This is a genomic window from Oscillochloris sp. ZM17-4, assembly GCF_019599295.1.
Taxonomy (GTDB): Bacteria; Chloroflexota; Chloroflexia; order Chloroflexales; family Chloroflexaceae; genus Oscillochloris.
The window spans coordinates 88,454-102,145 of record NZ_JAIEWN010000014.1 but is presented as its reverse complement, the minus strand read 5'-3'; the positions used below and the strand labels follow the sequence as shown (position 1 = coordinate 102,145).

Below are 13,692 nucleotides of genomic sequence, written 5' to 3'. Positions count from 1 at the left end.
GAGTCACGGGCATGTGGACGAGTCGCGGGGTGCCCAACCCTGGCGGGTGCGCTGCGAGGTCTACGCCAAACTCTTAGCAGTATTGATCAGCCACTGGGTCATGCTCACCGAGCTGTGGGAGTACCCGGATCGCAGTCTGGTGAAGGCCGCGCAGCTTATCCAGAAACATGCCTTCCACCTGGCGAGCAGTTTGTGGTCGCAGCGTGCCCTGGAGGATGCGCTGAACGTCATCCGCGATGGATTGCGGGCCTGCTGTCGCATGAATACCCGGAAGGAGCATCCTAATACCTACCAATTGTTGATGAACCCAGAGCTATGGTGCTTAGCTTGATGCGTATAGGGGTAAGGATTCTGGCCCCAACGCCATACCCCAGCACTCAACGCCTAGCCCCAACCCCCAACCCCTATCTCCTATCTCCCAGCGTCCGCCGCAGGCCTTCGTCGGTGGAGATGCGCGGGCCGTAGCCGAAGTCGCGCTGGGCGGCGCTGTGGTCGAACCAATGCGAGCGGGTCAGCTGATGGACCATCAGGCGGGTGAGGGGCGGCTCCTGCCTGAGGCCCAGCCGCCCGTAGGCCAGCTCCATCAGGCCGGCCAGGCGCATGGCGGCGCGCGCCGAGATCTGCCGGCGGATGGGCGGGCAGCCCGCGCCCGCCGCCACCCGGTCGATGAAGTCCCACAGGTGTACCGGCTGCTCCTGGCCGATGAAGTAGGCCCGCCCGCGCACGGGCGAGCGCTCGCCCAGGGCGCCCGCCGCCTGGATGTGGGCCTCGGCCACATTCTCCACGTATGTTACGTCAACTCTATTCGTCCCATCGCCGATCCGCATCAGGCGGCCCTTGCGGGCGCGGGCGATCAGGCGCGGGAAGATGTGCGGGTCGCGCGGGCCCCAGATCAGGTGCGGGCGGATCGCCGTCGTCGCGATGTCCTGGCGGGCCAGGACGAAGCGCTCGGCGAGAGCCTTTGTCTGCGGGTAGGGGGCCATGAAATGCTCGGGGTAGGGCGTGGACTCATCAACGCCCTCCAGGTCGTCCTCGCCGATGGCGACAGAGGGCGAGGAGGTATAGACGAACTTGGGCACGCCGGCCCGCACGGCGGCCCGCAGCACGCGCTGGGTCGCCGTCACATTGTTGCGATAGAAGTCCTCGAAGTCGCCCCAGATGCCGGCCTTGGCCGCCACGTGGAAGACCACCTCGACCCCGGCCATGGCCTTACCCAGACCGACGGCGGACTCGGGGGAGGAGAGGTCGACCTGGACGCACTGGGCGCCGAGGGCATCAAGCTCGGGGTAGCTGCCGCGCCCGACCACGCGCACCCGGTCGCCGCGGGCCAGGAGCATCTCAACGATATAGCGGCCGACGAAGCCGTTGCCGCCAGTGACAAGAGTTATCATAGAAGGCAGGAGGCGGGAGGCAGTCGGCAGGCTCACGGCTCAGGAATCACCAGTTTCGATAGACGCCATAAGCCCGCTAAGCATCCGCCCAACCTCCTCATATCGCTGAAGCAGCGTCTGATGCCGATCAGCAGTGAGGTAGCCACAATCCAATGCAAAATCGATCCAGACCTGAGTCTCTGCAAGCTCTCCATCTGCATCGATGAGCTTACTCAAGTACGAGCGAGGATAGCTTTTCTTCCGATAGCCCTCCACGATGTTTGCAACAACGCTACGTGAAGAGCGGCGAATCTGATCGGTTAACGCATAACGTTCCTCACGAGGAAAGGCTCGCGTGATCGTAAATAGCTCCATCGCCAGCGCATAACTCACCTGTATAGACCTTTAGCCCACGGTAGCCCAGCATTCGGCTGCTCCTTTCTCTCCACCTCCGGTAGGTGTACTCAGGAGTTACACCGTGGACGCCAGTCTGATAGTTACGATGCAGATCTCACTTTCCCCTGCCACCTGCTACCTGCTACCTGCCACCTGAAGACTCCGCCCAGATCGCCAGCTTCTCCCGAAAGATCTTCGCGTTGTGGCGGATGTCCACCGGGAAGGCCGGGTGGATCATGAAGCGGTCGAGCCCCGCCGTCATCGGGTGGGCCGCCCCCAGCGCGCGCAGCTCGGCGAAGAGCGTATCGCGCTCGGCCTGATTCTTCGCAGCCACATGCCTCCGTAGCTCCACGATCACGACGGGCTCCTGCCACCTGCTGCCTGTCCCCTGTCCTCTGTCCCCTGTCCCCTCACCCCTCACCCCCACCAAAGCCGAGCGAAACACTGCCGGGTGCTGGTTGAAGACCAGCTCGACCGGCTCGGTGTAGAGCGGGCCGGCGGCCGTCTCCACACGGTGCGACTTGCGGCCGTAGAACCAGAGCCGGCCCTGATCGTCGAGGTAGCCCAGGTCGCCCATGCGGTGCCAGAGCATCGCGCCGTCGTGGATCTTGGCCAGGGCCGTGGACTGCGGGCGGTTGACGTAGGCCTTCGTCACGGACGGCCCCTTCACGCAGATCTCGCCGACCTGGAAGGGCGGCAGGGCGAGCGCGTCGTCCCATGTCGGGATGGGCGCGTCGGAGATACCGATGATCTTCAGGGTGGCCTCGGGGGCCGGGCGGCCGACGCAGGTGCCGGCGGTGGGGTCGGCGCGCTCGGCGAGGGCGGCCAGCACCTCGCGCCCGCTTCCCGAGGCGATCGGCAGGGCCTCGGTGGCCCCGTAGGGCGTGTGGGTGTCTGCCGAGGGCGACAGGATGCACCGAAAGCGCTCGTGCAGGTGCGGGGGGACGGGCGCGCCGGCCATAAGCACCCGCCGCAGGTGGGGCAGGGTCACGCCATGCGCAACGCAGTAGGCCGTCACCTTCTCCCAGATCGCGGGCGAGCCGAAGGTCGAGGTGACCCGCAGGTCCTGCATGAAGCCGATGACCTCGGCGGGGTCGCAGGAGGCCGGGCGGGTCGGGTCGATCGGCGGGATGGCCGATGTGGCCCCGAGGGCGACGTTGAAGAGGGCGAAGAGCGGGAAGGCCGGCATCTCGACCTCGCCGGGCTCGATGTGGTAGATCTGGCGCAGCAGGCGGATCTGGGCCTCGAACATGCCGTACTCGTAGAGCACGCCCTTGGGCACGCCGGTGCTGCCGGTGGTGAAGAGGATGGCGGCCAGCTCATCGGCGGCGACCCGCTCAATCGGGAAGGGCGAGCGGATGGGCGCGCTCAGATCGGCCAGGTTCACATCGCCGAGGGGCAGGTAGCGCGAGCCGACCATGACGCTGCGGCGGACCGTGCGGAAGGCCTGCCGAAAGGTCAGGCGGGCCAGGTGGCCGCGGGCCACGCCGACCATCGCCTCGGGCTGGCACTCCTCGATGCACTGGGCCAAGTTGCGCCGGCCCATGGCCGGGTCGATCAGCACCGGCACCGCGCCCACCTTGAAGAGGGCAAAGGTCAGGCTGATCAGCGGCAGGCCGGCGGGCACGAGCAGCAGCACCCGCACGCCCCGGCCGATGCCGACGCCGGCCAGCCCCCAGGCGTAGCGGTCGCTCACCTGGTCGAGCTCGGCGAAGCTGAGGCGCTGGTAGCGCGCCGCGCCGGCTCGTCCGCGACCGGCGCCGGCCACCACGGCAACCTGGTCGGGCCGCTCGGCGGCCATCTGCGGCAGATACCTGGCGATGTTGGCGCTGTCCAGCGCGGGCTCAGTCAGATCAGTTCGCACCAGTGCCTCCGGTGGGTTGGGGCGGCTGCGCCGCCCCCGCAATATATTTTTGCTGCGTGGTGGCGGCAAAGTCGCCACCACGCAGCAAAAAACGTAGGTCTGGGGCTTCGCCCCATGTGCATCAAGGTAAGCCCCAACCACCCCGAAATTCCTTGTTGTTTTGGCCAACATGGCCAGCTTCGCTGGCCATGTTGGCCAAAACAACATCGGTTTTTAGGGCAGCAGCCCTAACCTTGATGCACATGGGGCGAAGCCCCGGCGGGCGGGCCAGGGAGGGCTCCGTCCTCCCTAAGACCCTTCCTAATCCACGCCGAGGGCGTGGATCAGGAAGGCGTACTCCTCGGCGATATCGCGCAGGGAGCTGTAGCGCCCCGAGGAGCCGGCGTGGCCGGCGGCCATGTTGGTGCGCATGATCAGCGCGCTATCGCCCTGCTTGCGGGCGCGCAGGCGGGCCACCCACTTGGCCGGGTCCCAGTAGGGAACGGCGGTATCGTTGAGCGAGGCGGTGGCCATGATCGGCGGGTAGGCCTTCGCCTCCAGGTGCTCGTAGGGGTCATAGGAGCGCAGGTAGCGGTACTGCTCCTCGATCGCCGGGTTGCCCCACTGATCCCACTCGATCACGGTCAGCGGCAGGTCGGGCCGGATCAGGCTGGCGATCACATTCGTCCAGGGGACACGGGCCAGCACCGCGCCGAAGAGCTCGGGGCGGGCGTTGGCGCAGGCGCTCACCAGCAGGCCGCCGGCGCTGGTGCCGCTGATCGCCAGGCGGGGCGGGCTGGTGTAGCCCTCCGCCACCAGCTGCTCGGCGGCGGCGATGAAGTCGCCAAACGTGTTCTTCTTGTGGAGCATGCGGCCCTGCTCGTACCAGGGGCGCCCCAGCTCCTGGCCACCGCGGATGTGGGCGATCGCGAAGACGAAGCCCCGGTCGAGCAGGCTGAGCCGCTTCTGGTCGAAGGCCGGGTCGTAGCTGTAGCCGTAGGCCCCGTAGCCGATCAGCAGCGCCGGGGCGCTGCCGTCGCGGACCAGGCCGCGCCGGTAGACGAGCGAGATCGGCACGCGGGCACCGTCGGGGGCGCTGGCCTCCAGGCGCTCGGAGACGTACAGGTCGGGCACGTAGCCGCTGGGGATCACGTCCTGCTTGCGCTGCGACCACGCGCCGGTCGCCATGTCGTAGTCGACCACGGTGTTCGGCGTGATCAGCGAGCTGTAGGTGAAGCGCAGGGTGGCGCTGGCGTACTCCTCGTTCGGGCCGGGCGTGAAGGTGTAGACCGGCTCGGGGAAGGCCACATAGCGCACATTGCCGCCGTCGGGGTCGCAGATACGGATGTGCTGGAGGCCGCCGCGCCGCTCGTAGAGCACCAGGTGGCCGGCGAAGGCGTCGATGCCATCGAGCAGGGTGTCGGGCCGATGGGCCAGCAGCTCCCGCCAGGTCTCGGGGCGCGGGTCGGCGGTGGGCGCGGCGAGCAGGCGGAAGTTTTCGGCGCCCTGGTTGCTCAGGATGAGGAAGTGATCGCCCTGGTGCTCCAGGAAGTGCTCGACCTGGGGCACGCGCGGGGCGAGCGGGGCAAAGGCCGTGGCCGGGTCGTCGGCGCGGGCGTAGCGGATCTCGTTGCCGCGCCAGCTGTGCAGCACGAGGACGAGGTACTCCCGGCTGCGGGTGGCCCGCAGATATACGAAGAAGCTCTCATCCTGCTCGTGGTGCAGCAGCTCGTCCTGGGCCTGGGCCTGGCCGAGGCGGTGGCGGAAGAGCTTGAAGGGCCGGTGGGCCTCGTCGTAGGTGACATAGAGCAGCGAGCGGCCGTCGGCGGCCCACTCGACGCTGCCGGAGACTCCGTCGATCTGGTCGGGCAGCAGCTCGCCGCCGCGCGTGTCTTTTATGGAAAGCGTAAAGGTGCCCGCGCCAGTCCCATCGACGCCATAGGCCAGCAGGGCGTGGTCGGGGCTAGGCGTAAACGGGCCGACCCGGAAGAAGGGCGCGCCGGCGCCGAGGGCGTTGCCGTCGAGCAGCAGCTCCTCGGGGCCATCAGGGGCGGGGCGGCGGCAGTGCAGCGGGTACTGGCCGCCGGCCACCAGCCGGGTGTAGTAGAGGAAGGGGCCGCGGCGCACCGGCACCGCGCTGTCGTCCTCCGGGATGCGCCCGCGCATCTCAGCGTAGAGCGCGTCGACCAGGGGCGCAAGCGGCTCCAGGGCGGCGCGGGCGTAGGCGTTCTCGGCCTCCAGGTGCGCGATCACCGCCGGGTCATCGCGGCGCTCCAGCCACGCGTACTCATCAACGATCACATCGCCGTGCAGGCGAATCTCCTCGGGGCGGGGGGTGGCGATGGGGGCGGTGGGCATATGTGGAGATCTCCGTATAGTACGAGTGGCCACGTAGGGCCGAAGCATTTCGGGTGGCCATGGAGGGCCGAAGCATTGCGCTGGTTTGCGCATAGCGCAAACCAGCGCAATGCTTCGGCCCTACACCCATGCCCCAAAAAACTGCGCGACCCGGGGCGCGATCTCGGCGTGGGCGTCCTCAAGCACATAGTGGCCGGCGTCATCGAAGCGGTAGGCCGCCGCCTCGGGGAAGCGCTGGAGCCAGCCGGCCAGGAAGTGATCGTCGAAGCACCAGTCCTTGCCGCCCCAGAAGATCTGCATGGGCTTGCCGCGCAGGGCGACCAGGTCGCGGTCGATCCCATCCACCACCGCCCATGTCGGGTGCGCGGGGCGCAGCGGGATGTCCTGCACAAAGCGGAGCTGGGCGATGCGGTTGGCCCAGCTGTTGTAGGGCAGCAGGTAGGCCCGGCGCAGGTCGGCGGGCATGGGCCGCTCGACGGCCATAAAGGTGGCCGCGCCGGCAAAGGCATTCGCCCCACGCAGGGCCAGGTCGCCGAAGACCGGCACCCGGCAGACGGCGATACGCAGGGGCAGACGCGGCGAGAGGAAGGCGGCGGTATTGAGCACGACGATGCGGCGCACCAGCTCGGGGTGGCGGGTGGCCCAGCCCATGCCGATCGCCCCGCCCCAGTCGTGGACGACCAGGTCGACCGGGCCGAGGTCGAGGTGGTCGATCAGGCGGGTCAGGTTCTCGATATGGTTCGCCAGGCGGTAGGGGTAGGCCTGGGGCTTATCGGAGAGGCCGCAGCCCATGTGGTCGGGGACGATCACCCGGTGGCTGTCGCGCAGGGCGGCGATCAGGTGGCGGTAGTAGAGCGACCATGTGGGATTGCCGTGGACCATCACCACCGGCGGGCCGGCACCCTCGTCCACATAGCTGATCGCGCCGCCGGGCACCTCCAGGCGAGCGGTGTGGAAGGGGTAGAGGTGGCGGATGGGGGCGAGATCCAGCGTGGCCGAGGTATCCTGGGTGATCGAGGTCATAGGGCTCCTCACAGTCACGGTTGCGCGGGCAGTATAGCACAGGGGGAGGGCCAGAGCGCACGACCCGGCTCCCGTGGTATGATGGCAATACCGGAAGCAGCCTTGTCACAGGAGCCCCATGATGCTAGATCGCGCACGCGCGCTGCACGACGAGATGATCCGTCTGCGACGCGACATCCACGCCCACCCCGAGCTGAGCTTTCAGGAGACCCGCACCGCCGCCCTGGTGGCCGACACGCTCCAGGAGATCGGCGGCATCCGGGTGCGCACCGGCGTCGGCAAAACCGGCGTAGTGGGCGAGATCGGCGACGAGGGCGGGCCGACGATCGCCATCCGCGCCGATATGGACGCCCTGCCCATCATCGAGGCGAACGCGGCCGACTATATCTCGACCAATCCGGGGAAGATGCACGCCTGCGGCCACGACGCCCACACCGCCATGCTGCTCGGCGCGGCCCACCTGCTGCGCGAGCGCTTCGCCGCCGAGGGCCTGCGCGGCCGGGTGCGCCTCCTCTTCCAGCCCTCCGAGGAAGCCTGGGACGCCGAGGGCAAGAGCGGCGCCCCACGCATGATCGACGACGGCGCGATGAAGGATGTGGACGCCGTGATCGCCCTGCACGTCGACTCGGGCAGCCCGGTGGGCACCGTCTCGGTCGGCGGCGGCTACCGCTCGGCGGCGGTGGACACCTTCAGGGGCTTCATCACCGCCACCGGCGGCCACGGGGCCTACCCGCACATGGGCACGGACCCGACCTTCATGCTCATCCCGGTGCTCACGGCGCTACACGGCATCCGCGCCCGCCGTCTGCACCCCATGGAGCCGGGCGTGATCAGCGTCGGCATCGTGCGCGGCGGCAGCGCGCCCAACATCATCCCCGCCGAGGTCTACCTGGAGGGCACCATCCGCACCTTCGGCGAGGATGTGCGCGCCCAGATCGCCGACGAGCTGGAGAAGGCCTTCGCCGTGGCCCGCGCCTTCGGCGGCGACTACCGCCTGGAGATCGACCGCGGCTACCCGGCAGGCTGGAACGACGAGCGGGTGGCCGGCTGGCTGGGCCGCGTGGCCGAGGATCTGCTCGGCGCCGGCGCCAACGACCCGGACAAGAAGGGCATGGCCGGCGAGGACTTCGCCTACATGTGTCAGGCCGCCCCCGGCGCGATGATCGGGCTCGGCGCCGGCCTGATGGACGGGGTGAACCGCGGCCACCACACGCCCTTCTTCGATATCGACGAGGGCTGCCTGCCGATCGGCTCGGCCATCCTGGCCGAGACGGCGCTGCGCTTCCTGAAGGGCGAGGTGCGCTAGCGATGCCGGAGCCGATCACCATGGGCGAGCTGAACGGCCGCGACGAGGCCGGCTTCGTCGCGGCCATCGGCCACGCCTTCGAGCACTCGCCCTGGATCGCGGCGGCCACCTGGCCCGCGCGCCCCTTCGCCGACCTGGCCGCCCTCCACGCCGCCCTCTGCGCGACGGTGGGGGCCTCCGGCCAGGAGCGACAGCTGGCCCTGATCCGCGCCCACCCCGACCTGGCCGGACGCATGGCCCGCGCCGGGCAGCTCGGCGCCGACTCGACCCAGGAGCAGCTGGCCGCCGGCCTCGACGCGCTCTCGCCCGACGAGGCCGCCCAGTTCGATGCCTTCAACACGACCTACCGCACACGGTTCGGATTCCCCTTCGTGATCTGCGCCCGCGAGCATAAGAAGGCCGCCATCCTGGCGGCATTCCCTGCCCGCCTCGCCAATACCCGTGAGCAGGAGATCGCCGTCGCACTGGACGAGATCGCCAAGATCGCCTGGCTGCGCCTCCAGGATGCTGTCACTGAGTAGTCCGCTTGTACGTGGGGCGATGCCGACACCGCCCCACGTACAGGGTCAGTTATGAGGAGAGACACGCTTCGATGACCACACAAAAGACGCCCCCCGCCAGCGGCGCGCGCTGGTCGATGGCCATCCTGATCGTCTGCGTGCTGCTGCTCGTGATCGTGGCGATTGGCGACGTGCTGTTCGCCGGGACGAGCGCGACCGACGGCGGGCCGACCGCCACGCCGACGTCGCTGCTATTCGCTCCCTTACCCCCCCATATCGCCTATGCCTGATGATATCGCCCTCATCGAAGAGCTGGCGGCGAACGCCGTGCCCGCCGCTATGATCCAGGAGATCGATGGCTGGCGGCTGCGCTATAACGGTGGAGTGACCCGGCGCGCCAACTCGGTGCTGGCCGCGCACGACGCCCGATGGACGGGGCTGCAAGAGCGTCTGTCGCTAACCGAGGCGTTCTACGCCAGCTACGGGCAGCCCTGCCGCTTCCAGCTCTGCCCGGCCAGCCGGCCCGTGGGCCTGGCCGATCTGCTGCTGGCCCGGGGCTACCGCGCCACCCCGGCCACATACGTGCAGGTCGGCCCGCTGGGGCCGATGCGCGCCAGGGCCGCCGGGCGGGCGCAGGTGTCGGAGGTACTCGATGATGACTGGCTGGCCGCCTACATCGAGGGTGAGGGCGAGACCGACCCGGTCAAGATCGCCGTTCGCCGCGAGATGCTCCAGCGGATCACCCCGCGCACCGGGTTCGCCGCGATCACGGAGGGCGACCAGATCGCCGCCGTGGCCCTCGGCGTGGTCGAGCGCGGCTGTCTGGGCGTGTTTAATGTGGCCACCCGGCCCGCCTTCCGCCGGCGCGGCCTAGCTCACGCCCTGCTGGGCGACCTCACGGCCTGGGCGGAGAAATGCGGGGCTGTGCGGGGCTACCTCCAGGCCTACAGCATCAACCAGCCTGCGCTAGCCCTCTACGCCGGGCTGGGCTTCCGCACCCTGTACCAGTACACCTACTACGAGAAGGAGGTGGCCTGATGGGCCGGCTGACCACCCACGTGCTCGACACCGCACACGGCCGCCCGGCCGCCGGCGTGCGCCTCGCCCTCTACCGGCTGGGCGCCGCGGGCGAGGCGCTCGTGGCCGAGGCGACGACCAACGCCGACGGGCGCACCGACGCCCCGCTGCTCGCCGGCGATGATCTGACGCCCGGCGTCTACGAGCTGCGCTTCGCCCTGGGCTCCTACTTCGCCGCCGCCGACGCGGCGCTGCCCGAGCCGCCCTTCCTCGACATTATCCCCATCCGCTTCGGCATCGCCGACCCCGCCGGCCACTACCACGTGCCCCTGCTGGCCTCGCCGTGGACCTACTCGACCTACCGGGGGTCGTGAGCGCGGCGGGTCTAGGGAGGGGCTTTGCTTCTCTCTTAGATCATTCATCGTAGGGAGAGCGAGTCCTCCTCCTGAACCTACAATACCTGGGGGGGGTATGTGGCGATATCTCCACCCTGACGGGCGGGGTGTTCACCCAGAGGCGGGGCGCGAGACGCTACACTGAGTATGATGACCCGCAGAAGTAAAAGGGGAGGTGTCAGTATGGCCCAGGTGGAACTCACATGGATCGAGCGCCAGCGCTATCTGGCGGTGGACAGCGGCGGCCACAGCGCCGTGTTCTCATCCAAGGACGATATTGGGGTGAAGCCCTCAGAGGCCATGCTGATGGCCCTAGCCGGCTGCTCAGCCCACGATGTGGTCGAGATCATCGGTAAGCGCCGGCTGGATCTGTCAAAGCTGAAGGTCACGGTGACAGCCGAGCAGGCCGAGAAGGCGCCATGGGCCTTCACGCGCATCCACCTGCGCTACGCGGCGTCGGCTGAGGGCATGGAGCTGGATCAGCTGAGCCGCGCGATCGACTTGTCGCTCAACAAGTACTGCTCGGTGCGGGCCTCGCTCTCGCCCGAGATCGAGGTGAGCTTCGAGGCGGTGGTCGAGTAGCGAGCGGGCCTTAGGGCGACGGCCCGCGCCCTCACTGAGGGCGCGGGCCGTCCAGCTACCCAGGGTAGACCTGCCCGCCCTCCACGCGCAGCCGCGTGATCGCCCCCAGGAACTCGGCCCCGAAGTCGCTCAGGTCCGTGGCGCTCAGCAGCGTCTGCTGCGCGGGCCGGCGGATCGCCTCAAGCAGATGTGTGCGCCGGCGCGCGTCTAGCTCGCTCAGCATATCGTCGAGCAGCAGCACCGGGGCATCATCGCTGCGCTGGCGCATCAGGTCGGCCTCGCCCAGCTTCAGGGCCAGGGTGACGCTGCGCTGCTGCCCGCGCGACCCGTAGCGCCCCAGGTCGATCCCGGCCACCGTGAAGCCCAGGTCGTCGCGGTGCGGGCCGATCAGGGTCTGCCCGCGGGCCAGCTCATCGCGGCGGGTGGCCCTGAGCTCCTGGGCGATGCGCTGGGCGAGCCCGCCGGAGTCGTGCGCCCCATCGAGGGCCATGCTGGCCCGGTACTCGATCAGTAGGGGCGAATCCTCACCGCTAATCGCGCAGAAGAGCGGGCCGACGATCACATTCAGCTCGGCCACGGCGCGCAGGCGCTCGGCCAGCAGGTAGCCGCCCGCTGCCGAGAGCTCCTGGTCCCAGTAGGCAAGCTCATCGTCCACGCCGCGCTGCGGTCGGCGGCGCTCGCGCCAGGCCCGCAGCAGACTGTTGCGCTGCTGCACGATCTTCTGGTACTGGGCCAGGGTGCGCACATAGTGCGGGTCGAGCTGTGAGAGAGTGATGTCGAGGTAGCGGCGGCGCTCGACGGGCGGGCCATCCACCAGGGTCAGGTCGGCGGGGGTGAACAGCACCACGCGCAGCTGGCCCACCAGGTCGATCGCGCGGGCCGGGCGCTTATTAATCCGCACCAGCTTCTGCGAGGTGTTGGTGAGCTGGCCGTCCTCATCGGCGCGGCGCTGCACGATCACCTCCAGCCGCACCTTGCCGGCATCCCGCAGCACCTCGGCGGCCACACGGGCAAAGGGCGTCACCCCAGCCTCGCCCGCCGCGTCCCAGCGCACCAGCTCGCGGTCCGCGCTGATCCGCGGCGAGCGGGTGGTGGCCAGGTAGAACAGCGCCTCCAGCACGCTCGTCTTGCCAGCGGCGTTCGGACCATAGAGCAGGCTGATCCCCGGCGCAACCTCAAGGTCGAGCCGCTGGTAGTTGCGGAAGTCGCGCAGGCTCAGCTGGGAGACGTGCATGGGCGGGTTCCAGGGAGGGCTTGGCCCTCCCTCGCTCTCCCTCCGAGGGTGGCGTTGCCGCAGGCCCCGATAATGATCATCTATTTGGTTGAAATGCCAGCGAAGCTGGCATTTCAACCAAATAGATGAAGGGTTTTAGGGCGATAGCCCTACGTGGCTGCGCCGACCTGCAGCGCGCGCAGCGCGCGCAGGTCGGCGCAGCCGCTACAGAACATCGCCACGCGCAGCTCGCGCAGGAATCCCTCAAGCCCCTCGACCACCGCCTCGGCGCCGCGCTCGCTGATCGAGTCGACTAGGGCGGGCTTGGCGGTGCCGGCCATATCGGCGCCCAGCGCGATCGCCTTGGCCACGTCGACCCCGCTGCGGATACCGCCAGAGCCGATGATCGTCACGTCAGGAAGGGCGGCCCGCACCTGGCGAATGCAGTCGGCCGTCGAGGTGCCCCAGTCGGCGAAGGCCCCGGCCACCCGCCGGCCCAGATCGCCGGGCTGGCGGAAGCGCTCCACCTCGCTCCAGCTCGTGCCGCCGGCCCCGGCCACATCGATCGCCCACACCCCGCAGTCGGCGAGCCGCCGCGCGTCGGCCGCGCCGATGCCGTTGCCCACCTCCTTGACGATCACCGGCACCTCAAGGGCCTGGCAGACCTGTGCGATCTTCGCCAGCAGCCCTTTAAAGTTGGTGTCGCCCTCGGGCTGCACGGCCTCCTGGAGCGGGTTGAGGTGCAGGATCAGCGCGTCGGCCTCGATCATCTCCACCGCGCGCCGGCACTGCTCCACGCCGTAGCCGTAGTTCAGCTGCACTGCGCCGAGGTTCGCCATCAGCGGGATGCTCGGGGCCACCCGGCGCACCTGGTAGGTCGCGGCCAGCCGCGAGTCGGCCACGGCGGCGCGCTGCGAGCCGACGCCCATGGCTAGCCCCAGGTGCTCAGCAGCCTCGGCCAGCGCCAGATTGATCCGCTCGGCCTCGCCGGCCCCGCCCGTCATCGAGCTGATCAGCAGCGGCGCGCGCACCGGCTTGCCCAGGAAGATCGTCCGGGTGTCGATCTCGGCCAGATCCAGCTCGGGGATAGATGTGTGCGGCAGACGGTAGGAGGCGAAGCCCGTAGACACGCCCTTGGCGGCCACATCCTCGTTCAGCACGATCCGGATATGATCGACCTTGCGCCCCTCCGTCGGACCCTCGTCCGGCATCGCGCGCTCCTTGTCAATATGTCGATTGCGGGTAACGGGCGGATCATACCAGCAAAGCGGGGGGGCGTCAAACCTGGATCACTGAGGCGCTGAGGCACTGAGCGGACTCACTGCAACTCTCGGCGGCTAACGCGCGTCCACCGATTAGCAGCTCAGTGGCTCAGTGCTCTAGGGAGATACACCAGATGACACGAGAGATTTTACGGGTGGACGGCATGCGCGCCGAGCACGACAGGCGGGTGGTCCAAGATTTGCTGCGGGCGCTGCCAGGGGTAGTTCGGGTGGCCGTCAACCTCGCCGACCACACGGTGCGCATTGAGCGCAATGATGAGGCGAGCCTAGCGACAATCATCCAGGTCATGCGTGATGCCGGCTACAGCGTAGCGGTGCTAGCATGAGCGAGGCCCAGGCGCGCATGCGCCTGGGCCTCCTGTTCAGCGCTTCAGCACTTCAGTGCTTCAATGCTTCAGTGATTCAG

At 68.7% G+C, this 13,692-nt stretch carries 14 protein-coding genes and 1 pseudogene; 8 read left to right on the top strand and 7 right to left on the bottom strand.

The window, feature by feature from the left end; translation table 11 throughout:
- A pseudogene (locus K2Z83_RS12670) lies at window positions 1-331 on the top strand (transposase); the annotation flags it as partial.
- A gap of 73 nt (window positions 332-404) precedes the next feature.
- Here the strand turns inward: K2Z83_RS12670 and K2Z83_RS12665 are convergent.
- The 5 genes from K2Z83_RS12665 to K2Z83_RS12645 form a co-directional block, all read right to left on the bottom strand.
- Entirely contained in the window at window positions 405-1,391 is a 987-nt protein-coding gene (locus K2Z83_RS12665; RefSeq protein WP_220595547.1) for an NAD-dependent epimerase/dehydratase family protein, read from the bottom strand.
- 39 nt (window positions 1,392-1,430) lie between these two features.
- Window positions 1,431-1,763, bottom strand: coding sequence for a four helix bundle protein (locus tag K2Z83_RS12660; RefSeq protein ID WP_220595546.1), 333 nt, complete (start codon window positions 1,761-1,763; stop codon window positions 1,431-1,433).
- A 145-nt stretch (window positions 1,764-1,908) separates the two neighbouring features.
- Window positions 1,909-3,630, bottom strand: a complete 1,722-nt coding sequence (locus K2Z83_RS12655; RefSeq protein ID WP_370650162.1) for a fatty acid CoA ligase family protein — start codon at window positions 3,628-3,630, stop codon at window positions 1,909-1,911.
- A gap of 300 nt (window positions 3,631-3,930) precedes the next feature.
- The gene (locus tag K2Z83_RS12650) at window positions 3,931-5,967 is read right to left on the bottom strand and encodes a S9 family peptidase (protein WP_220595544.1); all 2,037 of its coding nucleotides are present in this window, start codon (window positions 5,965-5,967) and stop codon (window positions 3,931-3,933) included.
- Between the two features lie 120 nt (window positions 5,968-6,087).
- Window positions 6,088-6,990, bottom strand: coding sequence for an alpha/beta fold hydrolase (locus K2Z83_RS12645; RefSeq protein WP_220595543.1), 903 nt, complete (start codon window positions 6,988-6,990; stop codon window positions 6,088-6,090).
- Window positions 6,991-7,108: 118 nt separating this feature from the next.
- On the opposite strand from K2Z83_RS12645, the gene K2Z83_RS12640 reads away from it, so the two are divergent.
- The 6 genes from K2Z83_RS12640 (at window position 7,109) to K2Z83_RS12615 (ending at window position 10,790) form a co-directional block, all read left to right on the top strand.
- Window positions 7,109-8,296 carry a M20 family metallopeptidase gene (locus K2Z83_RS12640; protein ID WP_220595542.1) on the top strand — a complete coding sequence of 396 codons (1,188 nt, stop codon included), beginning with the start codon at window positions 7,109-7,111 and terminating at the stop codon, window positions 8,294-8,296.
- Window positions 8,297-8,298: 2 nt separating this feature from the next.
- The gene (gene uraD, locus K2Z83_RS12635) at window positions 8,299-8,817 is read left to right on the top strand and encodes a 2-oxo-4-hydroxy-4-carboxy-5-ureidoimidazoline decarboxylase (RefSeq protein ID WP_220595541.1); all 519 of its coding nucleotides are present in this window, start codon (window positions 8,299-8,301) and stop codon (window positions 8,815-8,817) included.
- A gap of 71 nt (window positions 8,818-8,888) precedes the next feature.
- Window positions 8,889-9,086 carry a hypothetical protein gene (locus tag K2Z83_RS12630; protein ID WP_220595540.1) on the top strand — a complete coding sequence of 66 codons (198 nt, stop codon included), beginning with the start codon at window positions 8,889-8,891 and terminating at the stop codon, window positions 9,084-9,086.
- Entirely contained in the window at window positions 9,079-9,834 is a 756-nt protein-coding gene (locus tag K2Z83_RS12625) for a GNAT family N-acetyltransferase (RefSeq protein WP_220595539.1), read from the top strand. The genes K2Z83_RS12630 and K2Z83_RS12625 overlap by 8 nt, the downstream gene beginning before the upstream one ends.
- Window positions 9,834-10,187: a hydroxyisourate hydrolase gene (uraH, locus tag K2Z83_RS12620; protein ID WP_220595538.1), complete on the top strand. Its 354-nt coding sequence runs from the start codon at window positions 9,834-9,836 to the stop codon at window positions 10,185-10,187. Before K2Z83_RS12625 ends, uraH begins: the two co-directional genes overlap by 1 nt.
- 204 nt (window positions 10,188-10,391) lie before the next feature.
- Window positions 10,392-10,790, top strand: coding sequence for an OsmC family protein (locus tag K2Z83_RS12615; protein ID WP_220595537.1), 399 nt, complete (start codon window positions 10,392-10,394; stop codon window positions 10,788-10,790).
- A gap of 55 nt (window positions 10,791-10,845) precedes the next feature.
- Here the strand turns inward: K2Z83_RS12615 and recF are convergent, their stop codons facing one another.
- Both recF and fni read right to left on the bottom strand, forming a co-directional pair.
- The gene (gene recF / locus K2Z83_RS12610) at window positions 10,846-12,024 is read right to left on the bottom strand and encodes a DNA replication/repair protein RecF (protein WP_220595536.1); all 1,179 of its coding nucleotides are present in this window, start codon (window positions 12,022-12,024) and stop codon (window positions 10,846-10,848) included.
- Between the two features lie 149 nt (window positions 12,025-12,173).
- The gene (fni, locus tag K2Z83_RS12605) at window positions 12,174-13,214 is read right to left on the bottom strand and encodes a type 2 isopentenyl-diphosphate Delta-isomerase (protein WP_220595535.1); all 1,041 of its coding nucleotides are present in this window, start codon (window positions 13,212-13,214) and stop codon (window positions 12,174-12,176) included.
- A gap of 185 nt (window positions 13,215-13,399) precedes the next feature.
- Here fni and K2Z83_RS12600 point away from each other — a divergent pair, with 185 nt between their 5' ends.
- Window positions 13,400-13,612: a heavy-metal-associated domain-containing protein gene (locus tag K2Z83_RS12600; RefSeq protein WP_220595534.1), complete on the top strand. Its 213-nt coding sequence runs from the start codon at window positions 13,400-13,402 to the stop codon at window positions 13,610-13,612.
- Window positions 13,613-13,692: the final 80 nt, after the last annotated feature.

Bases quoted from the DNA above. Each gene is read 5' to 3' on its own strand.
- K2Z83_RS12600 (WP_220595534.1), top strand. From the start codon at position 13,400: ATGACACGAGAGATTTTACGGGTGGACGGCATGCGCGCCGAGCACGAC.
- fni (WP_220595535.1), bottom strand. From the start codon at position 13,214: ATGCCGGACGAGGGTCCGACGGAGGGGCGCAAGGTCGATCATATCCGG.
- recF (WP_220595536.1), bottom strand. From the start codon at position 12,024: ATGCACGTCTCCCAGCTGAGCCTGCGCGACTTCCGCAACTACCAGCGG.
- K2Z83_RS12625 (WP_220595539.1), top strand. From the start codon at position 9,079: ATGCCTGATGATATCGCCCTCATCGAAGAGCTGGCGGCGAACGCCGTG.
- uraH (WP_220595538.1), top strand. From the start codon at position 9,834: ATGGGCCGGCTGACCACCCACGTGCTCGACACCGCACACGGCCGCCCG.
- K2Z83_RS12630 (WP_220595540.1), top strand. From the start codon at position 8,889: ATGACCACACAAAAGACGCCCCCCGCCAGCGGCGCGCGCTGGTCGATG.
- K2Z83_RS12645 (WP_220595543.1), bottom strand. From the start codon at position 6,990: ATGACCTCGATCACCCAGGATACCTCGGCCACGCTGGATCTCGCCCCC.
- K2Z83_RS12640 (WP_220595542.1), top strand. From the start codon at position 7,109: ATGATGCTAGATCGCGCACGCGCGCTGCACGACGAGATGATCCGTCTG.
- uraD (WP_220595541.1), top strand. From the start codon at position 8,299: ATGCCGGAGCCGATCACCATGGGCGAGCTGAACGGCCGCGACGAGGCC.
- K2Z83_RS12650 (WP_220595544.1), bottom strand. From the start codon at position 5,967: ATGCCCACCGCCCCCATCGCCACCCCCCGCCCCGAGGAGATTCGCCTG.
- K2Z83_RS12665 (WP_220595547.1), bottom strand. From the start codon at position 1,391: ATGATAACTCTTGTCACTGGCGGCAACGGCTTCGTCGGCCGCTATATC.
- K2Z83_RS12615 (WP_220595537.1), top strand. From the start codon at position 10,392: ATGGCCCAGGTGGAACTCACATGGATCGAGCGCCAGCGCTATCTGGCG.